At 44.5% G+C, this 23,534-nt stretch carries 21 protein-coding genes; 16 read left to right on the top strand and 5 right to left on the bottom strand.

Annotated elements, in window-relative coordinates; translation table 11 throughout:
- Positions 1-15 precede the first annotated feature (15 nt).
- Positions 16-861, bottom strand: coding sequence for a DNA ligase (locus tag R7P72_RS06995; protein WP_005377629.1), 846 nt, complete (start codon positions 859-861; stop codon positions 16-18).
- Between the two features lie 422 nt (positions 862-1,283).
- Here R7P72_RS06995 and R7P72_RS06990 point away from each other — a divergent pair, with 422 nt between their 5' ends.
- From R7P72_RS06990 to R7P72_RS06915, 16 genes are all read left to right on the top strand, one after another.
- Positions 1,284-1,604 (top strand): STAS domain-containing protein, encoded by a 321-nt coding sequence (locus R7P72_RS06990; protein WP_005377630.1) that lies wholly within the window; start codon positions 1,284-1,286, stop codon positions 1,602-1,604.
- Between the two features lie 26 nt (positions 1,605-1,630).
- A complete protein-coding gene (locus R7P72_RS06985) occupies positions 1,631-2,497 on the top strand; it encodes an OmpA family protein (RefSeq protein WP_005377631.1) in 867 nt (288 codons plus the stop codon).
- Positions 2,494-4,596, top strand: a complete 2,103-nt coding sequence (locus R7P72_RS06980) for an SLBB domain-containing protein (protein ID WP_005377634.1) — start codon at positions 2,494-2,496, stop codon at positions 4,594-4,596. The genes R7P72_RS06985 and R7P72_RS06980 overlap by 4 nt, the downstream gene beginning before the upstream one ends.
- Positions 4,596-5,282, top strand: coding sequence for an AAA family ATPase (locus R7P72_RS06975; protein ID WP_005377635.1), 687 nt, complete (start codon positions 4,596-4,598; stop codon positions 5,280-5,282). Before R7P72_RS06980 ends, R7P72_RS06975 begins: the two co-directional genes overlap by 1 nt.
- An 11-nt stretch (positions 5,283-5,293) precedes the next feature.
- Positions 5,294-5,674 (top strand): Hpt domain-containing protein, encoded by a 381-nt coding sequence (locus R7P72_RS06970; RefSeq protein ID WP_005377636.1) that lies wholly within the window; start codon positions 5,294-5,296, stop codon positions 5,672-5,674.
- A 308-nt stretch (positions 5,675-5,982) separates the two neighbouring features.
- Positions 5,983-7,509 carry a sigma-54-dependent transcriptional regulator gene (locus tag R7P72_RS06965; protein WP_031778967.1) on the top strand — a complete coding sequence of 509 codons (1,527 nt, stop codon included), beginning with the start codon at positions 5,983-5,985 and terminating at the stop codon, positions 7,507-7,509.
- Entirely contained in the window at positions 7,484-8,554 is a 1,071-nt protein-coding gene (locus R7P72_RS06960) for a glycosyltransferase family 4 protein (RefSeq protein ID WP_191116134.1), read from the top strand. Before R7P72_RS06965 ends, R7P72_RS06960 begins: the two co-directional genes overlap by 26 nt.
- Positions 8,555-8,698: 144 nt before the next feature.
- Positions 8,699-9,883 (top strand): glycosyltransferase, encoded by a 1,185-nt coding sequence (locus tag R7P72_RS06955; RefSeq protein ID WP_138939126.1) that lies wholly within the window; start codon positions 8,699-8,701, stop codon positions 9,881-9,883.
- An 11-nt stretch (positions 9,884-9,894) separates the two neighbouring features.
- Entirely contained in the window at positions 9,895-11,067 is a 1,173-nt protein-coding gene (locus R7P72_RS06950; protein WP_138939127.1) for a glycosyltransferase, read from the top strand.
- A complete protein-coding gene (locus tag R7P72_RS06945) occupies positions 11,060-12,490 on the top strand; it encodes a lipopolysaccharide biosynthesis protein (protein WP_191116133.1) in 1,431 nt (476 codons plus the stop codon). Before R7P72_RS06950 ends, R7P72_RS06945 begins: the two co-directional genes overlap by 8 nt.
- Entirely contained in the window at positions 12,487-13,851 is a 1,365-nt protein-coding gene (locus tag R7P72_RS06940) for an O-antigen ligase family protein (RefSeq protein ID WP_005377645.1), read from the top strand. Before R7P72_RS06945 ends, R7P72_RS06940 begins: the two co-directional genes overlap by 4 nt.
- A 115-nt stretch (positions 13,852-13,966) precedes the next feature.
- Positions 13,967-15,091, top strand: coding sequence for a glycosyltransferase (locus R7P72_RS06935; RefSeq protein WP_042522928.1), 1,125 nt, complete (start codon positions 13,967-13,969; stop codon positions 15,089-15,091).
- The gene (locus tag R7P72_RS06930; RefSeq protein ID WP_213907242.1) at positions 15,088-16,521 is read left to right on the top strand and encodes a GumC family protein; all 1,434 of its coding nucleotides are present in this window, start codon (positions 15,088-15,090) and stop codon (positions 16,519-16,521) included. The genes R7P72_RS06935 and R7P72_RS06930 overlap by 4 nt, the downstream gene beginning before the upstream one ends.
- A gap of 221 nt (positions 16,522-16,742) precedes the next feature.
- The gene (locus tag R7P72_RS06925) at positions 16,743-17,861 is read left to right on the top strand and encodes a glycosyltransferase (protein ID WP_042522926.1); all 1,119 of its coding nucleotides are present in this window, start codon (positions 16,743-16,745) and stop codon (positions 17,859-17,861) included.
- A complete protein-coding gene (locus tag R7P72_RS06920; protein WP_033905250.1) occupies positions 17,854-19,044 on the top strand; it encodes a glycosyltransferase family 2 protein in 1,191 nt (396 codons plus the stop codon). The genes R7P72_RS06925 and R7P72_RS06920 overlap by 8 nt, the downstream gene beginning before the upstream one ends.
- Before the next feature lie 10 nt (positions 19,045-19,054).
- The gene (locus R7P72_RS06915; RefSeq protein ID WP_005377654.1) at positions 19,055-19,693 is read left to right on the top strand and encodes a sugar transferase; all 639 of its coding nucleotides are present in this window, start codon (positions 19,055-19,057) and stop codon (positions 19,691-19,693) included.
- 19 nt (positions 19,694-19,712) lie between these two features.
- Here R7P72_RS06915 and R7P72_RS06910 read toward each other — a convergent pair whose 3' ends face one another.
- The 4 genes from R7P72_RS06910 to R7P72_RS06895 form a co-directional block, all read right to left on the bottom strand.
- Positions 19,713-20,102, bottom strand: a complete 390-nt coding sequence (locus tag R7P72_RS06910; RefSeq protein WP_005377656.1) for an ATP-binding protein — start codon at positions 20,100-20,102, stop codon at positions 19,713-19,715.
- A 126-nt stretch (positions 20,103-20,228) separates the two neighbouring features.
- Entirely contained in the window at positions 20,229-21,809 is a 1,581-nt protein-coding gene (locus R7P72_RS06905; RefSeq protein ID WP_005377659.1) for a BCCT family transporter, read from the bottom strand.
- 362 nt (positions 21,810-22,171) lie between these two features.
- Complete coding sequence (locus R7P72_RS06900) at positions 22,172-22,687, bottom strand: outer membrane beta-barrel protein (protein WP_005377661.1); 516 nt, start codon at positions 22,685-22,687, stop codon at positions 22,172-22,174.
- Positions 22,688-22,886: 199 nt separating this feature from the next.
- Entirely contained in the window at positions 22,887-23,366 is a 480-nt protein-coding gene (locus R7P72_RS06895) for an outer membrane beta-barrel protein (RefSeq protein WP_021033871.1), read from the bottom strand.
- Positions 23,367-23,534: the final 168 nt, after the last annotated feature.

Here is a 23,534-nt window from a genome sequence, read left to right as displayed (position 1 = left end):
TAAGTGCAGAGCGTTCTATTCCTTCAATCTTTCACGCAAGAATCGAGCAAAACGTGGTTTACCAGTATGTGTAAAACCGTTATATCTAAATGTAATGGTTGAACCAATTTTCGGAGGCTGGCGACGTACTTCATCGGTAAATCCGCTACCGATGTAAAACTCAATGCCATTTGGTAAGCGAACTAACATTGCTCCCATCATACCTAACAAGCGCCCTGTTCCTGGCTTATAACCCACAACTAACGCTTCATCATCTGAGTATCGTTTTAGTTTAAGCAAATCACTACCGCGTCCAGCCTGATAGCGGCTTGATACCTTCCGCAACATCACCCCTTCACCGTCGGATATTGAAATTTTATCCAACTGTGTAAACAGATGAGCTTCATTTTGAATCGCTCGGTGCTCGACATATTTGATATGAGGCTGGTCGACTTCAAGCACTAAGTCTTTGATGTTGTAATAACGCTTCCGATAATCACCAGCGGAATATGGCATATCAAAGATCATAAAGTCGATATGTCGCCAAGCAGACTCTACAGGAGTTTTATCTAACACCGTTTGCTGAACAAGATGGAAATTACCTCTCCCAGCCCAAAGTTCACCGTCCAACGGATAATCAGGTAAAGGTCCTGTAAACCAATCTGGAGCGTAGATTCGATTACCATTTCTCGTCACGAGATGTTGCCCAGTCCAATAAGCGCGAACACCATCAAGTTTTTCGCTATACCAATATTCAGACACATCAATACCATCCTGATAGCTTTGTGCAAGAGAAACTGGTGGTGCGAGAGAAGTATCCGCTTGAAGCTGTGAAGACGCTGCCATAACAGCCAGCGCAATTAATGTCATTTTTAATGGCATAAGAAGACCTTGTACAAAAAATCGTCTTTATTGAAACGTAAGTCCTCTCGATGACCTATTTATTACTAGTTGTTCTTCGACTCATAACAATCAACATTAGTAATAATTTGCAAAGATAATCATAAACTTTAGACAGGTTTTGCATTTAGTCGTTACACGTTGTTCACTTAAGGCGGATGGTTCGTCAATCGAGTTGGAATCTAATCATGACGAGATCCCCCGCTCTAATGACTTCTTTAGGTTCAACACCTCTTATAAGCAAACCATTTCTCTGTGCATTTTTGATTCTCAATTTGAGAATCAGTCCTTTCTCAAATTGAACAATATCATTAACAATATTTAACTGTTTGATTTTTCATTAATTTCAAATTGGCACGTTACCTGCTCTATATCCAATTAGAAAAACAAACGGAGACAGAGTCATGGAATTACGCAAACTAGAAATCAATCAAGACAAGTTAGCCATTGAGTTTTTTGGTGACTTAGACGCAAGTGGCTGTCGACAAGCACAACATCACATTGATGAAGTAATTCACAACAATCATCACAAAGAAGTCGAAATTAACCTACAGCACGTCCAATTTCTTGATTCTTCAGGGATTGGTGCCATTGTTTACTTATATAAGCGTCTAGTTGAACGTGAAAGAAGCATGAGTATTGAAAACGTATCAGGCCAACCTTTAGAAATCATGAGCTTGCTTCGTATCAACCATGCCATTCCCGTTAACTCAAAAAGACACTAAAAATACCGGTTTAAACGGAGGTTGGCATGGTAAATCTTATACGACGATATGCAGTAAGCGGTCTTGTTGTCGGCATGTTTGGTTGTTCGTCGTTTGACTACCCAGAACACGGAAAAGGTGGCTTGGCGGAAAGCTATCAAGATATCTCGATCGAGAATTATCAGTTTTCCCCTGTGATGCCTGACGAGCCTTTAGGTCCAGAACATGGGTTAAGGTTTGATTGGCAACTGACCAAGTTACATCTAGACGCACTAATCCAAGAGGGAGCGCGCTGGTGTTTTCCTGCGGCAGTTGTTCAGGCCCTTGAAAAACAAAATAGAATTGCGCGCGAGTTAGAAGGTGGGCTTTTACTCGACGCTGCCAACGACCTTGTGATTCAGCGTCGACGCTTAAACCAGCTCGAACAACAACTCGACTACGTACTGAGCCAAACCACTTGCACACCGCCCGATGATATTGAAGCACTACGTAGCGACCTAAACATAGTCTCGGATATCTATGCACTACTTAATATCGACAACCAGTTTGCTGTCGATTCAGCAGAAATCAACCCGAAGTACATGGGACATTTGGCAGAAGCAGCCTACATTTTACGTGACCACCCCAACCTATCTCTTGTAGTAACGGGGCATGCGGATGCAACTGGAACACCCGATTACAACCAGAAACTTGCTCAAGCGCGTGCGGAACAAGTAAAGCGTTACCTAACCGTATTTGGTATCACTTCAGAGAGAGTCACTACCAAATCTGTCGGAGATAACCTGCCACTCTATGAAGGTGAAACATCCGCCGTGCGTTTAACTAATCGTCGAGTAAGCATCGAGGTTATTAGCCCTAATTCAGATAGCGATACCTCAATAAACCGCAACCCAACGGCAGGAGGCGCGCTATGAACACGATGAAACCATTTATCCTCTTAATGTTGTTGTGTCTGGTTGCGTGGGTACCATCTTCCATAGCGGATGAGAGCAATATTGTTAAGGTCGGTGATTTAATACAGATTAACTTACCCGGAGAGGCGTCGTTAAACCAAGGGTTTCAGGTTGATCGTCGTGGACGAATTAATTTACCAGAAGTCGGCCCTGTATTAGTGGCCGGCTACAATGAACAACAACTACAAGACGTGATTATCGACAGGCTAAAGACCGTGTATCGTGACGTTAACAACGCTCGAGTTTTTATTAAACAGCAACAGTTGTTAGTGTCCGTTCAAGGCTACGTGGTCAAACCCGGTGAATATACCTTACCTTCTGGGTCCAACATTCAAATGTTTGTGTACGAAGCTGGCGGCCTGCGCGCAGGGGCTCAGCTCGATAAAATGATAGTGAAACGTGGAAATAAAAACATTGAATTTGACTACAAACGCTTCCTTGATACGGGTGACAATAGCCAGCTGCCAAAACTAGAATCACTGGATGTCTTATTTGTCCCCGCTTCCCCACTCGTAGGGAATATTGAGCAAGAGTTTGATGCAGCAAAACTCGCGAATTCAGGTGACAGCGCAGATTCCGCTCGTGCAATCAAAGTCTTTGGTGAAGTCAACGCACCTGGCTCGTTCTCATACAAGCCAAACACCACGCTAGTTGATGTCGTAATGCGAGCTGGCGGCGTGACACGATATGCCAGTGTTGAGCAAATTCGCGTGATAACAAACAATAACCCAACCATGTTTAACCTGAAAAAGTACCTTGATACTGGAGACCAAAGCCTACTGCCAGAGATCCTGCCAGGTGCCACCATCTTTGTCCCAAAACAGGAAGAAGAAATCAAAGCAGGTGCAAATGTGGTTTACGTGATGGGTGAAGTCGCCCATCCTGGGGCATACGAAGGCAAGCAAGGCGCTAGCTTCATGGATATCCTCGCCAACGCTGGCGGGCCCACTCGCTACGCAGAATCTCGCCAAATTCGCGTTATAAAATCCGATGGCAAAGTCATCAAATTCGATCTTACCGCGCATACAGAAGGACTATCTTCAGCCAGACCACCAAATGTTGGACCAGGAGACGCGATTTTCGTACCGGAGAAAACCGATTTCAATGAGAAGTCTTGGTTAAAAGTAGCACCTAGTCGAGCGGTCGCAGTGATGGGAGAAGTTGTTCGCCCTGGACGCATCGAGTGGTCAGACGAAATGGATTTGATTGATCTGCTTGCACACGTTGGAGGCCCAACTCGACGAGCTGATACCACCAAAATTGAAGTCGCCAATAACGGTCAAATGACACAATTTGACTTAGACCAATACATTCTGGATGGCTCACCAACATCAAGCCTACCTCAAGTTTCCGCTGGTACAGTCGTAAGGGTACATGCATTGCCTGACGACCCATCCGATAATAAATCGCAATGGGTAAGCCAAAGCTCTGACGCATCGATATACGTTTTCGGGCAAATCAATGCACCTGGGCGCTATCGTTTCACTGAAGATATGCATTTTCTGGATATTTTGTCTGCCGCCGATGGACCGACAATGGATGCAGATATTCACAACATCCGTGTCACACACCGAGGCCTAGGTTATGCCAAAGTGAGTAAATTGAATTTATCGATGTACTTTGAAACAGGTGATGAATCAATTCTGCCCCACGTTCGTCCTGGTGATACCATTTACATTCCAGAAAAAAACAAAAACTGGTTAGATCGTTCAAAAGAGTCCACGGTACGCGTATTAGGTGAAGTAAGAGACCCAGGGCGATACGTATTCAATGACAACATGACTGTGCTTGATCTGTTAGCGGAAGCAGGAGGACCAACTGACAATGCCTACCTTGAAAAGATCAGTGTGGTCAATATGTCTTGCTGCCAGGGCCAAGCCCGAACATTTGATTTGGTGAACTTTAGTAAAACAGCCAACATTTATGAGCTGCCAGTCATTCGCGCAGGCGACACGATTTACATTCCCCATAAAGACGAAAGCTTTGTTGAAAAAGCGAGGGCCGGATTAAGAGATATTTTACAAATCACCACAACCATCGTGTTAATAGGAGCGTTGTAATGACTATTCCTGCAACTCACGCTGAGATTGAGCAAATTTATCTTCAGAGTGAACAGAAAGGCCACAAAACGATTTGTGTTGTGGGTTGTAAATCTGAAGATGGTGTCACTTCCGTGGCTTCATCTCTTGCAGAGCGCTTGGTTTTAGCAGGCCACAATACTTTGTATGTAGACCTTAACTTATTCAAACCCGCTTATCACACTGTTCACGAATTTGATGATGACGAGAAGGTTGGCCATTTGATCACACGAGAGAATACACACCAAACTTTAGTCGGCCTCCCTGCTCCGTCTCTCGCCAGTACTCAGTTAGCGTACCGAGACCCAACAACGCTGAAACAAAACATTGCACAATGGTTAACGCAGTACGAGCGCGTCGTGATAGATACATCACCACTTCTTAGTGTCAACCGAAGCAATATTGCGCCTCAAGTGATTGCTGGCGTATGTGATGCTACTTTGTTAGTAGCGCATTATGGCTCTACGACTGCAACCCAGCTCGAGCAAGCCAAAAAGCTACTCGATGCTAGCGATGCGAACTTGATTGGTTCTGTACTGAACATGAAGCACACTCCAAGCCTGAAAGATGAGTTAATCCGCCAAGTTTCCAAGCTGCGTTTCTTACCAAAAAAGTGGAAAGAAAAACTGTCTCAGCAAATTAAAAAAAGCGAACTGTTTATGTTATAGGGAGCGCTATTATGACGATAAATAATACATTGACTATCGAGCAAGAATTAGTGGATGAGCATATTCTTCAGCAAATGATCAAAGATACGTGCGCCGAAATCATCCCTACCTTGATTGATCACTATGTCGAAGAGTCACGCGATCGCATGGAGAAAATAGAGCAAGCATTAAGCACAAAAGACCTTCAAACATTAGAGTTCGAGGTTCACACACTGGGCAGTTCTGCTCTCGCTTTAGGCAATCGAACGCTTTCAAGACAAGCAAGAATGATTGAGAAGTACTGTGTCGAAGGAAAAATACCAAAAGCATTGGAGCTTTGTGAAACACTTCCGCAACTCGCCAATGAATCGTTTGATGCGTTAGAAAAGCGAAAAGCTCAAGGGTTTGAGTAGTATTAGTGTCTTACTCCCTAGCGAAGCATCGCGTTTGATAAAGCGCGATGCCGACATCATCTCAGAAATTTAGGCTCCAAATTCAGTCACCCTCTCCAAGCCACATACCTTGAAATTATTTGGGTATAACTTAATCAATTAAAAAGTATGGATTTTTCGCAAATTTCCTACCTTGTGCTAATACTTAAATAACGCTTTTCTCAAATTGAGAATTTTCAGCACTAGAGAGCTATAAACCACTCATAATGCCAAATAGTAGTGCTGACAAAAATCATAAAAAATGAAACAAACTACGTTGGGATGGGACTATGAGACCAAGGGTGTTACTGGTAGAGGACTCTACTTCACTAGCCATACTTTATAAGCAGTATGTGAAAGACGAACCTTATGACATTTTTCATGTCGAGACAGGTCGCGAAGCGATTCAATTTATTGAAAGAAGCAAACCTCAGCTCATCATTCTCGATTTGAAACTGCCCGACATGTCTGGCGAAGACGTGTTGGATTGGATCAACCAGAATGACATTCCTACGTCCGTTATTATTGCTACGGCACACGGCAGCGTCGACTTAGCCGTTAATCTAATTCAAAAAGGTGCGGAAGATTTCTTAGAAAAGCCCATAAACGCTGATCGCCTAAAAACATCAGTCGCATTGCACCTCAAACGCGCCAAATTGGAAGATTTGGTGGAAAATATTCAGTCCAAGTTTGATCGCCACAACTATCACGGATTCATCGGTTCAAGCCTCCCGATGCAGGCGGTATACAAGACCATTGATGCTGTTGCGCCAACTTCTGCCAGTGTGTTTATTGTGGGAGAAAGCGGCACAGGTAAAGAAGTTTGTGCTGAAGCCGTCCACCGCCAGAGCGACCGTAAAGACAAGCCTTTTATTGCAATTAACTGTGGGGCTATTCCACGAGATTTGATGGAAAGTGAGATTTTTGGTCACGTTAAAGGGGCCTTTACTGGAGCAACAACAGATCGAAAAGGTGCGGCGACGCTGGCACATGGTGGTACGCTTTTTCTTGATGAGCTGTGTGAAATGGAACTTGAGATGCAAAAGAAGTTGCTCCGTTTTCTACAAACGGGCACTTACACCCCTCTTGGTGGCACTCGAGAAATGAAAGTAGATGTGAGAATCATTTGTGCCACTAACCGAGATCCATTAACAGAAGTAGAAGAAGGTCGTTTTCGTGAAGACTTATACTACCGTGTGCACGTTATACCTATCGATATGCCCCCATTACGTGAACGAGGAAGTGACATCGTCACGCTTGCCAAGCACTTCTTGACCACTTACGCCAAACAGGACAAAAAGAAATTCTCAACAATCGACAGCGAAGCTCAACATATCATCAAGCATTACGAATGGCCGGGTAATGTAAGGCAACTACAAAACATCATACGTAACATTGTGGTGCTTAATAACGACGAAAAAGTCACGGTGAGCCACCTACCCGCTCAACTTACTAAAAAGTCTAAAGTGACGAAAACAACGACGCCTGCGCATGTTGCTCAAGAGTCAGCAAACATTGCACCAATCACACCACCACCTGTTTATACTGAGGAACCTTCACCTTCTGCGGTCGAACCGTCGATTACCGCAGCGGAGCTGCCTGGTACACCGTCCTCTGCTGCTACCTCACCGTACTTTAACGCTGATGGAACCATTCGTCCTATGTGGCAAGTAGAGCGTGAAGCAATTCAAAACGCAATCGCGTACTGTGATGGCAACGTCCTCAACGCCGCTGTCATGCTGGAGTTAAGCCCATCTACGGTTTACCGAAAAAAACAAGCGTGGGAAGCGGATGAAATTAATCTCGAACAATCTTGATAAACCTGCCATTGGTGAAATTTGGATCTTGCTTGATAGCCGTCTATTCGGCGGCATTGAAAGTCACGTTATCGAGCTAGCTCGGGGATTAATCGCCTTTGGAAACAAAGCTCGAGTTGTGCTAACCACTGAGTATTCGCCAGCCGCTCAGATTGTACAGAAGGCAAAAGAAGCCGCGATCCCTGTGAGTTACTTAAACTATTTGTCTGGCGAGCCCAATAAAGCTTTAAAAATTAAGCACCTAACAAGCGCCGTCGCCAATCACCAACCCTCAGTGGTTCACTCCCATGGTTATAAAGCGTCGATTTTGTCGCGCTGCGCCAAACTGCTCACCCGAACGTTTCCTCGTTTGATTTCAACTTATCATGCTGGTGAATCGTCCTCAGGGAAGCTATGGCTATACGATTGGCTTGATAGAAGCTCAGGCAGCCTATCTGACCATTGCTTTGCTGTCAGTCCAAGTATTCAGCGCAAAGTTTTTTGTTCTTCAGAACTGCTGAATAACTTTGTTTCGATTCCCAACAGTCAACTCAACTATCAGGAAATCGCTTTTGTCGGCCGATTGAGTCAGGAAAAAGGCGCCGATCAATTTATTGAGGTAGCGAGGGTCTGTCCAACATTACAGTTTAGTGTGTACGGTGATGGCCCAGAAAAAGAATCGCTTAATCAAACTGCCCCTCCAAATGTGACTTTCTTCGGCCATCAAACCGATATGGAAGGTGTTTGGGAAAATATCAGTGTACTTATCATTTCTTCTCGTTATGAGGGTCTTCCAATGGCGGCGCTTGAAGCCATGTCGAGAGGCATTGCCGTGATGAGCTTACGTGTAGGTCGTCTTCCAGATATTATCCAAACGGGTAAAAATGGTTTTATCGTCGAAGACATTCCCTCTCTTGCTAAATGTCTTCATGACTGGATGTCGATTGGTGAAGCGCAACAATCACTCATTCGCGAGAATGCTCGACAAACCATCATTGATGATTTCTCAACACAAAGTGTGATTCCCGTATTGCTACAAAAATATCAAATTGAAACGGATCACTAATCCATATTGGTTCTCAATATGAGAATGATGAGTTCCAAACATAAATATCATATAAGATTCAATCACATAAACTAATGGCATATTTTGGCATCTCTATTGCAGCTCAGCAGTTAACGCAGATTAATGATGAGACAGAGGTGACTTATGACTACGCCAAAACGCATTCTATATGTTCATTATGGTGATAATTGGATTCGCGGCAGTGAAGTGGTGCTTCTGGCTCTCATTTCAGGAATCGACCGCGATAAGTTTGAGCCATTCGTATGGTCCAACTGCCAACCATTAATCGATAAGTGCCAATCGCTCGGAATTGAAGCGGAACATTCAGCCTTCAATTTGGTGGGTGGTTGGAGCGCTCCGCGCTGGGATATTAGCGGGTGGAATAGCCTTATCAAACAAGGCTCAGCATTAATCGAAAAGCACAACATCGACTTGGTACACGTCAATAGCGGCGGCCCTTGTCAATGGATGTGTTTGGCTGCTCGCATGAATCATATACCACTTGTCACGCAACTTCATTGCCATTATACATTGCGCGATCGCTTCTCTCTCGGACTTCACCTCTCTCCAAAATTGATTTGCGTTAGCAAAGATGTTGGACGCGAAATTCTTCAGGACGGCTACCCACAAAACCAACTTCATGTCGTACACAACGGCGTGTCACTTCAAGGCGTGGATACACCCATCGACATTAAAGATCGCCTCGGAATCCCATCACAGGCCTTTACCTTTCTGTCGGTGGGTTCGCTGATTAAGCGCAAAGGGTTCGACCGCCTTATTCGCGCAATGCGCATGCACAACTACCACCACAACAACCCTCACCTTGTCATTGTTGGTGACGGCGAAGAAAGAGAAGCATTGCAACAGCTTGCATCGGATCTTGGTATCCAAGAACGAGTGCACTTTGTCGGAGAACAACACAATGCCGGAGCGTGGATGTGTGGTAATGCAGACGCTTTTATTAGCGGCGCCTATGAAGAGGCCTTTGGTCTCGTGCTCGGAGAAGCGGCTTTAGCTCAACTGCCTATCGTGGCTCCTAAAACAGGAGGCATTCCTGAGTTGTTCGAGCATAATCACTCTGCATTGCTGTACCAGAACAGTGGAATGGCGAGCCTGTTAAACGCGATTCAACAAGTCATGCAAGACGCGGCATTAAGAAACAAGCTGGCGGAAAACGCTTACCTACATGCTAGCCAGCACTTAACGACGACTGCATCTATCAACGCTATTGAACGTATTTACGAAGGTGAACTTAATAACAACGCCATTACACCAATGCCAATGACTCACTGCATGAAGCCGCTTTCACGCTGGTTGAGCATCAATTGAGGAGCCCGGTCATGAAACGTGTATTGATGTTCGACGCCATCCCAATGCAAGGTGGATCCAAAATCGCGAATGCAGAGCTCCTTAAGCAGTGCGATAAGCTGAACGTGATTGGTTATCTACTCACTACAAATCCAGAGCATTGGGCGTCACTGCTTAGTGATACACCGCGTGTGCAAGTTATAAAAATAAAACCATCACCATTTAACTCGACTCATGGACTGACCTACTGGTTGATGAACGCTTACTACTTTCTCCAACTTCTCTACGCGTGCATGAAGCTGCCAAAAATAGATAGCTTTTTGGGCCTATCTTGCCCAAGTAATGATATGCCTTTGTACTTACTACGATTAATTAGCAAAAAGCCTGTGGTACAGATGGTTCATGGCCCTATTGGACGATCGAGATCTGCTGGCTACTGCTTAGTAAAAGCATCGGCAATTTACTACTTGGCAAACACCCGCGAATCAATGGTAGAAGCATTACAGGCCTACCTCAAAACAGAGAAGCCAGCCACCGAACGCTATTGGTGTGGTTTGAATACATCTACGTTTGTTAATGGATTATCGAAAGATCGCTGGCCAAAACAAGCGAATCCGATTTCAAGCCGCGTTTTCTGGGCAGCTAGCTTACTAAAATGGAAGAACATCGATCTTTTGCTTGATGCTTTAACACTTGATGAGTCGAAAAAGATCAAATCCACCGTGTGTTACATCAAACCTAACGTGGCAGGTGTGGAATATTCAACACCGGACTTCAACACACAAGGTGTTGAATGGCATGAGTGCCCAAACAACTTAGATGAATTGCGTTCACAGTGTGGTGTGTTTATTTCCACCAGTCTCAACGAACCTTTTGGGTTATCTATTTTGGAAGCGCTCGCTGCAGGTATGTGTGTCGTCATTCCACATGATGATAGTTATTGGGACCGCGTGTTAACTCACGGCCGAAATTGTATTAAATACACGCCTAACAATGTGGCTTCGTTACACAACGCAATTCGCCTTTTGAATGAATCGCCGTGGATGAAAGTAACGATGGGTATCGAAGCACTCAATGTTTCTCAACTATACACAGCCGAACGTTGTTATTTGCCAATCGCCCAGCACCTTGCTGCCGAAATTGCTACCAACAATGATTGCACACTCAAGACACCGCGAGACATCAAAGGATATGATCATGTCTAAAGCAATGACCAACATGACGCTATTTGCTATCGCCTTAGTGATCAATAAAAGCATCAGCCTAATCATGCTGCCTGTATTGCCCCACTTTCTCTCACCAGAACAAATGGGCAAGCTTGAGCTTCTAACAACCTTTGGTGTTGTTACGACCTTGTTTGTCAGTTTCGCTTTGCATGAAGCGCTTTATCGATTCGTCGGCGTTGAAAAGGATAAAAATACGCGCACAAGCCTACTAAACCAGCTGTACTCACTTGCTTTACTCATCGCTGGCGTCGTCGCTCTTAGCTTGCTCACTATCATTTTAATCGCCCCCATTCCCGCGCCTTTTACGCGAGTCGAATTTGCTATTGTTATGTTTGCCATCGTTCTAGAAGGCAGTATTGCAATCGGCACTGCCTGGTTAAGAACACAAGACGACAAAGCAAGAACACTGCTTAACGTCATGGTCACTACCACCATTTTTCAGGTCATTTTTATCGTCGCGGCGCTGTCTGTTCATCCCCATGTTATTTCTGTTTTGTGGGGGGGCTTGTTGGCTGCTATTACTCAATTTGTTTGGCTGCACATCGCTAACCATTACAACGTCACTCTTCCTAAGCTGACATTGGCAAAACAATACCTAAACTACTGCCTACCAATGATGATGGCCGGTTTAGTAGCATTTTGTCTCAATGGCGCTGAGCGCTGGTTCATTGGTGCCAACACTTCTCTTGCGACGTTAGGGATTTACGCGATAGCGGTAAAATTTGCAGTGGGCATGTGTATTTTAGTGCAGCCGTTTGGCATGTGGTGGATGCCGCGTCGATTTAACTACTTAGAAGGGCGCAAGAACACTGAAGCAGTGCGCATCACACACTTAGGTATGATTTACATTACAGGTTTGAGTGTAGTGGTCGGCACATTAGCAATGGTGATGATCACCTACTTACTGCCAGAAACCTATCATGAGGCGGTACTATTCAGCTTATTCTTGCTACCTATCGCCATGTTAAAAGAATGGAGTGAGTTGATTAACATCTCCATTTTGTACAAGCGTCGTACTCGCTGGCTACTGGGTATAAATGTCGTCTCTGCGTGCGTTGCGATTGCTTTGCTGTTTGGCTTATCTTCTCTGGGTATTTATGGGGTGTTCATTGCGCTTTATTACGCACAACTGTGTAAGCTGGGCCTGACTTATGTAGTAGGCCAACAATGTATGACGTTGCCTTTTCACCTCAGTCTGATGGTTTTATTACAGATTATATCCGGTGTGGCACTGTTCCTGCTTCACTCTTCACAATCAATAGGCATCGCCATCGCAATTTGCATTTTGACATGCAGTTTGCTGGCAGGGATAGCCACTCGCTACATGAGTAAAGAGACGCTCAATGCTCTCACTCGATACATAGTGAAACGGCGTGGACAGGTGAAGAGATACTCGTTATGAATGAAACCAAGGTGAGAACAAAACAGTCCATCGCAGCACTGACGATCACTGTCTGTATCGGCCTGCTTTGGATTGTTATGCCTCATCCCATTTTGATTGTCGCGTTGTGTTTCGCACCACTCGCGTTACTGTTTGTTCTCAATCAAACGTTTTGGCTTGTCACACTGTTCGTTATTTTTTCATTCTTTCGTATTCACGAAGCCTTTCCTGTTATCTATAACTTCAAGATCCCATTACTGTTATCACTGGGGGCACTCGCCGCACTCGCTTTTCACCTTCTTATAAGCCGCCAGATTACAGCTTTTTGGCACCCTTCATTAAAGTGGCTGTGTATATTTTGGGGTCTGGTGATCATCGGAATCATATTCGCTTCCAGTCGTGATATCGCAATAACGGTGTTCAAAAACACCTATTGGAAAATCATCATTATGACGTTGGCCATCACCTGGCTTATTACTAAACCTTCACAGCTCGCACAGATGTCAAAAGCAATTATTTTCGCCGGATTATTGATTGGCTTAGTGGCATTACAAAACGCAGCGAATGGCATTGATTTAGTCGAAGGGACGCGCGTGTCGATAGGACGCTCCATAGGTTCAGTACTTGGCGATCCTAACGATTTGGCACTAGTGCTGATGTTTCCCCTTGCCTTTACCGTTAGTCAATTGATGGAGAAGCATTCCCCCAAGCATCTCAGGCTCTTTGCCCTTATCACCTGTTTGGTTTTGTTCTTTGCGATCATTGAGACGCAGAGCCGCGGGGGGTTACTAGGTTCACTGTCTGTATTTGCCTACTTTGCTTTTAAACATATCAAAAGCAAAACATTAGTCTTGGTATTAGGCGCTATCGCAGCGATCGTACTCTACGCATTCGCTGGTATTTCAGGACGAGAATCGGGGGGAGCCGCTGAGGATGGTATAGATGCCTCTGCGATGGGGCGACTTTATGCGTGGGAAGCGGCATTTAAAATGGCGCTGCATCACCCGTTGACTGGCGTAGGTCTAGATAACTTCTACTTTAATTACTATTTCTACAGCCCACACTGGGATGGTATCAACCACGCCGTCCATAGCACTTGGTTTGGCGTGTTAGCAGAAACGGGTTTTGTCGGGCTCGCGGTGTTCATTACTTTAATTGTGTCATTGATCCGCACCTCTTTGCATTCCATCTCATTGTTGACACCAAAATCAGATTACACCCTCTCTGTTGGAGCAAACGCCGTGTTAAGTGGGCTTATCGGTACCATCGTATCAGGCACTTTTCTGACTCAAGGTTTCACTTGGCCAATTTACATTCTAGCGGCATTAACAGTTGTCGTTAGCCGAATTGTTCAAAGTGACTGTCAAAATGAGAAATCCTAGTTTCAAACATAAACAAAACCCATAACTCACTGTTTTAAAATGGCTAATTCCTTGGCACGCATTGTGATTACTCACTTAATTAGTAATCAAATAACCAAGACTCAAGGAGAGCCACATGACAGACATCGTAGTATTTGGAGAAGATTTTGGTGGGTTACCCTCTTCCACTCAGCATATTGTCAAGCGACTAGCAGCGAACCATCGCATCCTTTGGGTTAACTCCATTGGCCTTCGTCAACCTAAGCTGGATTCTAAAGACATACAGCGTGCGTTAAACAAACTCACTCGTGTATTTCATAACGTAGGCTCACACAAGCCAACATTGGACTCTGAAACAAGCCCAAACATTCACATCATCAACTTGCTCACCATTCCTGCCCCTAGCTCTGCATTAGCAAGAAAAGTGGCCGCTAAGATGATGAAACACCAACTCAATAAACAATTACAAGCTCTTGGTTTTGATAAGCCTGTATTTTGGACGTCGCTCCCGACTGCTGCCGATCTTTGTGCAGAAATGAACCCACGTGGACTGATTTACTATTGTGGCGATGACTTTAGCGCTTTAGCTGGTGTTGACCACGACACGGTGGCCAAGCACGAACGTACTCTTGTTAATGCGGCCAGCGTTATCTTTACGGCAAGCGAAACACTCTCCACCAAATTTCCATCTGGTAAAACCGTCACTTTGCCTCACGGTGTCAACTTTAGTCTGTTTTCTGAGCCAGCACCTAAGGCTGAAGATTTTCCTAATAATGGTCGCAAAGTGCTGGGCTTTTATGGCAGTTTGTCGGAATGGTTAGACTACGACTTAATTGCCCAAGTCGCAGACCAAGCGCCTGACTGGGATCTCGTGTTCATCGGCCCTAACGAGTTCAGTGATAATCCACTTCCACAAAGATGCAACGTATACTACCTGGGCCCGAGAGCGCATCACACTCTGCCACGTTACTCCCAACACTGGGATGCCAGTTGGTTGCCCTTTGTTGATAACGCTCAAATCAAGGCATGTAATCCGCTTAAACTTCTTGAGTACTTGGCAACAGGAACCCCTGTTATCAGCACACCGTTTCCTGCATTAATGCCCTACAAACATATGCTTCATGTGGTTCAAGATGTCGAAGACGTGCGTGCCAGTCTCGATCACCTCCTACCGCCACCGACAGATTCAAAGTCATTTGTTCAACAGCAAAGCTGGGAAGCAAGAGCCAACCAAGTTGAGAAATTAGTGAGGACGCTATGAACGATTTGAGAGAGAACCTTAGTGTATTACTACATGGCGCTTGGCGACGTCGTTACATGATCGTTATCCCTATGCTTGTCTTGCCGGTGCTGGGCTTCATCGTAAGTAAGCTGGTTCCGACGACTTATGTTGCTCATACCAGCATGCTTATTCAAGAGACAGCGAAAATGAACCCGTTCCTTCAAGACCTTGCCGTCTCAACAATGCTTAAAGACCGATTGAGCGCACTCAGTACTCTGCTAAAAAGCCGACACGTTTTGTATTCTGTCGCAAAAGAACAATCGTTGATCAATGATGAGATGAGTGCAAAAGAGCAAGAGTTCATCATAAAAGATCTCGCGTCGCGCCTGTCTGTTCAGCCACTCGGTAAAGACTTCATTCAAATTCAATTGCAAAGTGGTAAATCAGAAAGAATGGAGTCGATGCTGCTGTCTGTCAGAGAGCATTTTGTCGAACAGCTTTTGGCTCCTGAGCGTTCTTCGATTAAAGATTCGAGCCATTTTTTGACTATCCATATCAACAAACGCAGGGAAGAACTAGACAAGGCAGAGCAAGCCTTTGCAGAGTATAAAAATACTTACTCAGACGCGACGCCCGAAATGCAAGCTCAAAGCCTTACTCGCCTTGCTAGCCTCAAACAAACGCTAGCCGAAAAGGAGGCGGAGCTTGCTGGTGTTTCACGAAGTCTAGGCAGTTTGGATCAACAACTATCCAAAACGAACCCGGTTATCGGTAAACTGGAAGAGCAAATCATCGACATTCGTAGTGAACTTACCCTGCTTCGCGCTAAATACACAGAGGCGCATAGTTTAGTGCAAGGTAAGTTGCGAGAATTAAACCGGTTGGAGCAGGAACGCTCGGTACTCTTGAACTCTAAACAACCAGAACTAAACAGTGCTCAACTATGGGATATCGCGAGCAATACCACAGTAAACAGTCTTGGCGAAGCACAGCCTCTACTTGTCTCCCAACTACATCAATTACAAATGATGCGCGGACGTTTTGAAGCACTTACGGAAGAAACCAACAGCTTGCGAGACATGATCCAAGAATTAGAGCGAAATGCGCACCAATTTGGGAGCACGGCAACAGAAATCAACCGCTTAGCTCGTGACGTCGCAGTGAAGAGAGAAATGTATGACGAACTCGTCGAACGCTATGAGATGGCCCAACTAACAGGCTCTTTGGGAGAGTTTGAAGAGAATAAGCGCGTAAAAATCATTGATGAACCGTTCACGCCAACGATTCCAACTAACTTACCTAGTTTTGTATTTGTCATTTTAGGATTTATTGGTGGCGCTGGTTTAGGCATTGGATTAGCGACGATACTTGAGTTAGCCGATAACTCTATCCGCTCTAAAAGAGCATTAGAAAAACACCTTGGTGTTCCTGTCATCACCACTTTACCTAACGTAGTGTACGGAAACTAACCGCCATAAGAACTCATTTACAAGCACTCGGTCTGCGAGTGCTTTTCTTTTACTACTGCCTTATACAGCCTCATAACATGTCCACTAATATGAATCTCAAATTGAGAATAAACATAAAGTCTCACAAGCATCAATATTAACTTATTGTTTTTAAATGATTAATTTTTTGGCACGCAGTCTGCAACTCCTAAATAAACAAAGAACTCAACGAGGGTTTGAAAATGGAATTCAGACAAAAACACAATAACACTAAGCACAGCAAAAAAGTGATATTACACGTCGTGCAACACTTAGCTCCTGGTGGTTTAGAAACGCTCGTACTAGAAATGCTTCGTTTTGCGCAGCCAAACCATTCCGTTTTTGTCGTGAGCTTAGAAGGAAGCAAAGAACATGCACTACAAGGCTGGCAAAAACTATTGCCCTACCAAGGCCAACTGCACTTTCTTAATAAGAAACCTGGATTCAGCGGAAAAACCATCAGTACGCTGACTTCCATGCTCAAAGGACTTAAGCCTGACGTGGTCCACACCCATCATATCGGCCCACTTCTGTATGGTGGTATTGCTGCACGTTTAGCGCACGTACCTGTAGTGATTCATACCGAGCACGACGCATGGCACCTTAATAACAAAAAATCAGCTCGACTGCAGTCCCTACTGCTAAAAATGATTCGCCCGCAAGTAGTTGCCGATGCTAACTTTGTCGCCCATCAAATACAGACTAAGTTAAAGTATCGCAAAGTTTGTACTATCCATAACGGGATTGACTGTCAGAAGTTTAAAAGCGGTGACCAAACGGCAACAAGACACTTGTTTGAACTTCCAACCGACAAAATCGTGATTGGCGTTGCCGGGCGTCTAGAAGCAGTTAAAGGCCATAAAGTGCTTATCGAAGCATTCTCTCATCTTACGCCAAACACACACCTAGCCATTGCTGGAGATGGTTCTCAGCGAGCTCAATTGGAAGCACAAGTTAGAACGTTAAAACTTGAAGATCGAGTAACCTTTTTAGGCTTGGTCGACGATATGCCCAGCTTTTACCAAAGCCTAGACTTGTTTTGCTTACCATCACTTCAAGAGGGATTTCCTCTCTCAACCCTCGAGGCTCAAGCATGTGACATTCCTTGCGTCGCGACGGATGTTGGCGGCGTGAAAGAGACGCTCTGTCCGAACAACAGCACACTGGTTGAAGCAAATCGCGTGTTTTCGTTGGCCGAAGCGTTATCACAGCAACTGGAATCATCACACCGCTCTCCTCGAACTTTTATTCTCAAACACTTTGATATCATAGACATGGTGAGTCGCTACTCACGTTTGGCCAAGGAGGCTAGCTATGAATGATTTACTTTGGATTATAGGGTTTGGTTTATCCGCGTTTTTGATTGTCTATCATCACGTTGGGTACCCACTGCTCCTTAAGTGGCTTCCTTTAAAACAGCAAGACGAAACCAAAGCACCATTTGTAGAGCGAGCTTACAAAGCCTCCAAAACAGACAGCCAGCTACCCTCTATTACTGTCATCGTGCCCGCCTACAATGAAGAACAATGGATAGCAGAGAAGATCCGTAACCTTGCGAGCCTAGACTACCCGAGGGATAAATTAAGAGTAGTGATCGCATGTGATGGCTGCACAGATAACACAGCCGAGATTGCTCAAGCGACAATTCAAGAAGCAATCTGCTCTGATACTCTGTTCATTATTAATGATCACCAAGTCAATCGCGGTAAAGTTGCCCTACTCAACGAAGAAATGCGTCATGTTAGCTCGGACATTACCGCACTGAGTGACACGTCGGCATTGATTTCTTGCGATTCTCTATTGCTAGCTAGTCAGCATTATCAAAATGAGAACGTTGGAGTGGTTAACGCAACATATCAAATAATGAGCACTGATAACCAAGGTGAAGCGGCGTATTGGCAATACCAGTCTCGAGTAAAGCACCAAGAATCTTTGTTAGGTTCAACGATTGGTTCCCACGGTGCGTTTTACACTTTCAGAACTCACTTATTTGAACCACTGGAAGTTAGCACCATTAATGACGACTTTATTCTCCCTATGAGAATCGTTTTGCGAGGCTATAGCGCTATTTACGAGCCAAACATGCTGGCTCTTGAGCTCGAACAAAGCTCAGACGACGCAGATTTCAAACGACGCCTAAGAATTTCAGCGGGTAACATGCAGCAGCTCATGCAATTAAAGAAATTACTGCTACCTCGTTATCGTGGCACTGCCTTTGCATTTCTATCGGGAAAGGTTCTGCGCTTAGCAACACCCTATTTGATGATTGTTTGCTTTATTTGCTCACTACTACTGGCACACAATCCGCTGTTTCAAGTAATGCTGTTCGCACAAGTTGGTATTTACAGCATCGCGCTTATTACTTACTTAATGCCAGCACTTAACACTATTAAACCTTTTAAGCTGATTAGCTACATCGTCATTGGTCATCTCGCCAACTTTATCGGCGGTATGAAGTATTTGCTCGGAATGGAAAATGGACGTTGGAAACGCGTCAACCAATAAGGAAAGCATCATGAAAAACTCACGCTACGATTCAAATGTATGCCACGCAAAAAGAACGTTTGATGTACTGGTTGCAATGCTTATTTTGGTCGTCACTGCACCACTATTCCCATTTATCGCGCTAGCGATCAAAACCACATCGAAAGGCCCTGTGATTTATCGCCAATTGCGAGTAGGACGCTGCACACCAGAAAAAATGGATCTTTTTCAAATCATGAAGTTTCGCACCATGTATATTGATGCAGAGCAACGCTCTGGCGCAGTATGGGCAACTGAAAATGATCCCCGCATCACGCCAGTAGGACGCTTTTTACGCAAAACGCGTTTAGATGAACTACCTCAACTGTTTAATGTGTTGAGAGGTGAAATGTCGATGATTGGGCCGCGCCCAGAACGCCCAGCTTTCTACCAGAAATTAGAAGATGAAATCCCCTATTTTGTAGAGCGCACATATGGCGTGTTACCGGGTATCACAGGCTTAGCTCAGGTTAACCAAGGCTATGATGCATGCATTGAAGATGTAAGACGCAAAGTTGGGTTTGACCACAGTTACGCACTAAGCTTAGGTTCGTTTTACTCTTGGATTTCAATGGACCTTTCAATCATGAGCAAAACATTCGTTGTGATGATTGACGGACGAGGTCAATAACTTCCGGTTCTGGTAACGGTCACTCTTGCCACTGGCGGCGCATCTTTTCTATCGTCGCTGGTGGCACGTCATGAATGCTTTGATACGCTCCGTGACACACTTTAATTTCCACCTCGATGCGCTTCTTCATGCAGTAGTCCATGTAACGCTTCATCTCCCAATGTCGAACAAACGTATTGCTCACAATCACGACTCTCCCTTTGTTCAACCACTTTCTAGTTTGCTGAAAACACCACTCATGCGCTTGAGGTAATTGAACCGGTTCAAAGTGATAATCACCTTCATCATTTTCAAAATACATGTCAGCTTCAAAATGCTTAGCACCAAGCTCTATTGCCAGTTGTTTTGCTAAGGTTGTTTTACCTGAACCCGGAAGTCCACGAATAAGAATGAGTTTAGCCAGTGACATAATGCAGTTTAATGAGGTGGAAATAAGCCTAAACTGTAACGAAATTATTGGAAAAGAAAAGTAGAAATAAAAAATGCCGAGCACATTAGGCTCGGCATTTAAACTCAATCATGGATCGCGTTGTATTTATTTGTAAGCTGGCAGTTCAGTTCTTAACCCTTTCACCAAACTGACACACATCAACAGCAGAACAAAAGTAAACGGTAATCCTGTTGCAACAACGCCTGATTGCAATGCTTGCAGGGCTTCTTTACCACCAACCCAAAGCATTACGGCTGCAATTGCACCTTCAATACACGCCCAGAAAATGCGTTGCGGTACTGGTGCATCAATCTTACCACCGGCGGTAATACTATCGATAACCAGCGAGCCAGAGTCTGACGATGTAATAAAGAATACCAGAATCAGCACGATAGAAAGCATTGAAATCACTGAGCTGTACGGAAGCGCATCGTAAACATGGAACAGAGTCAATGAAATATCAGTTAGGCCATTTGCACCTAGCTCACCAACTTTATTCACCACTTGGTCAAGCGCGATACCACCAAACACAGACATCCAAATCAAAGTAACAACTGTAGGAATAACGATGACTGCGAATAAGAATTCTCGAACCGTACGACCTTTAGACACACGCGCGATAAACATACCAACAAACGGTGACCAAGATACCCACCAAGCCCAGTAGAATACCGTCCAGCCGTGCATCCAAGTTTCATCTTCACGACCGTGAGGGTTACTCAATGGAATAATATTTTCAATGTAAGCCATTGTTGTGTCGCGTAGCGAGCTCCACGCCGTATCAAACGTGATGAAGGTAATGAAAATAAGCAGCGCAAACGCAACCACCATATTGACGTTACTCAGTAGCTTAACACCACCATCAATGCCACGAATCACTGATAACACCGCGATAAAGGTAACGAAGGTGATCACAATCATTTGTGTACCAATGCCGCCTTCTAGACCAAAGACATGGTTAATACCACTGGTCGCCTGCTGAGCACCTAGACCTAGCGACGTTGCAAGACCAAATAGCGTCGACAAAACGGCAAGGATATCAATAACGTGACCTAACCAACCCCATGCACGGTCACCAAAAATTGGATAGAACGCCGCGCGCAATGAAAGTGGTAAACCTTTGTTAAAGGCAAAAAACGCTAATGCTAGTGCAACGAGTGCGTAAATACTCCAACCATGCACACCCCAGTGGAACATAGTGGCACCCATCGCAAGGGATTTTGCTTCTTCGGTGTATGGTACTGCGTTAAGTGGCATTCCCCACCAATCAGTGAAATACGCGGTCGGCTCAGCCACACTCCAGAACAGAAGACCAATACCCATACCCGCGGCGAAAAGCATCGACAACCAAGAAACGGTTGAGTGATCCGGCGTTGCTTCTTTGCCACCTAAGCGGATTTTACCTAGCGGAGAAAAAAGAAGAGCAACGGCGAACAATAAGAAGAAGTTTGTCGACCACATAAAAAACGCATCAAACTGTTCGATAATTCCGTTTTTTAGACCGTTTAATACGTCACGAGCAGTGGTTGGCTCAACAAGAAGAAGTGAAATCAGACAGAAAACAACGAGCCCCGCACTAATGCCAAAAACCGGGTTATGTATATCGAATCCCCACTTTTGAACGTTATCCTGTCCAACCTGATAATCGGTTGTATCAATACTATATTTTTTAAATGCATTATCCATAAATACAAATTTAACGTGAATTTGAAACGCCCCTCAGGTGAGAAGAACTCCAATACCGCCCTCCATTAATTTGAACTCTAAAGTTTTAAAGCGGGACAAATTTTAGCAGCAATCACATATTTTTGCAAAAAGTCGTGATTTATTGCATTTTAAGCTCAATTCGAGACAGATGAAGGGGAAATAATATCAACACAAAAATTATGAGGTCTAACGATTGATTTTGTCGTAGGTTGTAGACTAGAAAAGACACAAGAAAGACTTAAGTTCATAGCCAGTCACAGCGCAAATAGAGAAGACCTGCGCTGATTTGGTTTCACAATTAACGACGAAACCAAATCAGCAAACCTTTCATCCAGCGAGCGTTATAAGAAATGGAAGGTGATGTTCCCTGTTACGCTGCTAACGGTATCGCTATCGCCTTCAATATCCACGCCAAACGCTTGATAACTCGCGCCCACAGACACATTGTCAAGCAAGAAGTATTCGGCACCAACACCATACATGTAAGAGACGCCATCATCTTTGTCTAAATTTCTCAGTCCGCCGTCATAATCAACGTTGAATGCATTGATGCCGCCTTTTGCGTAAACGTGTAACGGGCCGAAGTCGATACTAGGTTTCGCCGCTAAATAGAATGAATCAAAATCAGCACTACCCCTGCTGCCACTCAAAGATAAATCCACTTTGCCGTGGTTAAAGTAGCCTGCTTCAATGCCAATGAATGGCAAAATACCAGTACCGACATGAATACCATAAGTTGTATCATTTTCGCTGTCGATATCGGACTGACCAATTTGACCACCAGCGTAAATCCAAGAGTCAGCCATTGCTGACGTTGAGCACAACGTTAGAGCGAATAACGAGAGTGTTTTTTTCATACTATCCCTTCCTGATCGATTCCTAAGCGAAACATTACGCAAATATGCGCATTTAATCGCCACTATATATTGGAAAGCATAGGCATTTTAAGACTCTAAAAGTGAATAATTTATGTTCAACTTTTGTTTTGTGACTTCCAGACAAAAAAACACCGACATAAAGCCGGTGTGTTTCATATGGTGTTAGAAAGCTTGACGCTTATAGGAAATGTAGTGTTGCGTTAACAGAGAACGTGCTGATATCGTCTTTACCAGCAGTGTAGTTCATGTAGCTAGCACCAACAGACATTGGGCCAAAAATGAAGTACTCAGCACCCACACCGTACATTAGGTCCAAATCGTCATCGTCTTTGCCGCCTTTCACTTTTTTGTCCCACTGATGGAAACCACCTTTTGCGTACACGTGTAGCGGACCGAAGTCGATGCTTGGCTTAAGTGCTGCGTAGTAAGAAGTTAGCTTAGTGTCTTGACCATTTACGTTGAACTCACCGTGTTGTGTTACACCAGCTTCAACACCAATGATAGGTAGAATGCCTGTACCAACGTGAACAGAGTATGATGTGTCCGTTTCACCTTTGTAGTCAGACTGACCTACTGTTGCACCACCGTAAATCCAAGAATCCGCCATTGCCGCAGAAGATGCGCCAAGTAGCGCCACTGCTAATAGAGTTTTTTTCATCATCTACCTTTACTCTTTATTATTCCCACGTCTGCATAACTCAGTCGTTGGTACTACAAATAAAGGGAGGCGAACTATTGCCTCCCGGAACTAAAAAATAATGCTTATTGAGTTACTAGCAATTAGTGTACCAGCAACTTCTTAAGCGATAATTACAAATCTGACACT

The sequence above is a fragment of the Vibrio sp. Vb0888 genome (genome assembly GCF_033338835.1).
In the GTDB taxonomy this organism is placed as follows: domain Bacteria; phylum Pseudomonadota; class Gammaproteobacteria; order Enterobacterales; family Vibrionaceae; genus Vibrio; species Vibrio alginolyticus.
The sequence above is the reverse complement of the archived record's forward strand: the minus strand, read 5'-3'. Positions and strand labels throughout refer to the sequence as shown.

Coding starts and splice junctions, on each gene's coding strand:
- R7P72_RS06995 (WP_005377629.1), bottom strand. CDS start 861: ATGCCATTAAAAATGACATTAATTGCGCTGGCTGTTATGGCAGCGTCT.
- R7P72_RS06950 (WP_138939127.1), top strand. CDS start 9,895: ATGAAACGTGTATTGATGTTCGACGCCATCCCAATGCAAGGTGGATCC.
- R7P72_RS06970 (WP_005377636.1), top strand. CDS start 5,294: ATGACGATAAATAATACATTGACTATCGAGCAAGAATTAGTGGATGAG.
- R7P72_RS06910 (WP_005377656.1), bottom strand. CDS start 20,102: ATGTCACTGGCTAAACTCATTCTTATTCGTGGACTTCCGGGTTCAGGT.
- R7P72_RS06895 (WP_021033871.1), bottom strand. CDS start 23,366: ATGAAAAAAACTCTATTAGCAGTGGCGCTACTTGGCGCATCTTCTGCG.
- R7P72_RS06940 (WP_005377645.1), top strand. CDS start 12,487: ATGAATGAAACCAAGGTGAGAACAAAACAGTCCATCGCAGCACTGACG.
- R7P72_RS06985 (WP_005377631.1), top strand. CDS start 1,631: ATGGTAAATCTTATACGACGATATGCAGTAAGCGGTCTTGTTGTCGGC.
- R7P72_RS06955 (WP_138939126.1), top strand. CDS start 8,699: ATGACTACGCCAAAACGCATTCTATATGTTCATTATGGTGATAATTGG.
- R7P72_RS06960 (WP_191116134.1), top strand. CDS start 7,484: ATGAAATTAATCTCGAACAATCTTGATAAACCTGCCATTGGTGAAATT.
- R7P72_RS06925 (WP_042522926.1), top strand. CDS start 16,743: ATGGAATTCAGACAAAAACACAATAACACTAAGCACAGCAAAAAAGTG.
- R7P72_RS06935 (WP_042522928.1), top strand. CDS start 13,967: ATGACAGACATCGTAGTATTTGGAGAAGATTTTGGTGGGTTACCCTCT.
- R7P72_RS06990 (WP_005377630.1), top strand. CDS start 1,284: ATGGAATTACGCAAACTAGAAATCAATCAAGACAAGTTAGCCATTGAG.
- R7P72_RS06915 (WP_005377654.1), top strand. CDS start 19,055: ATGAAAAACTCACGCTACGATTCAAATGTATGCCACGCAAAAAGAACG.
- R7P72_RS06965 (WP_031778967.1), top strand. CDS start 5,983: ATGAGACCAAGGGTGTTACTGGTAGAGGACTCTACTTCACTAGCCATA.
- R7P72_RS06945 (WP_191116133.1), top strand. CDS start 11,060: ATGTCTAAAGCAATGACCAACATGACGCTATTTGCTATCGCCTTAGTG.
- R7P72_RS06905 (WP_005377659.1), bottom strand. CDS start 21,809: ATGGATAATGCATTTAAAAAATATAGTATTGATACAACCGATTATCAG.
- R7P72_RS06900 (WP_005377661.1), bottom strand. CDS start 22,687: ATGAAAAAAACACTCTCGTTATTCGCTCTAACGTTGTGCTCAACGTCA.
- R7P72_RS06930 (WP_213907242.1), top strand. CDS start 15,088: ATGAACGATTTGAGAGAGAACCTTAGTGTATTACTACATGGCGCTTGG.
- R7P72_RS06920 (WP_033905250.1), top strand. CDS start 17,854: ATGAATGATTTACTTTGGATTATAGGGTTTGGTTTATCCGCGTTTTTG.
- R7P72_RS06975 (WP_005377635.1), top strand. CDS start 4,596: ATGACTATTCCTGCAACTCACGCTGAGATTGAGCAAATTTATCTTCAG.
- R7P72_RS06980 (WP_005377634.1), top strand. CDS start 2,494: ATGAACACGATGAAACCATTTATCCTCTTAATGTTGTTGTGTCTGGTT.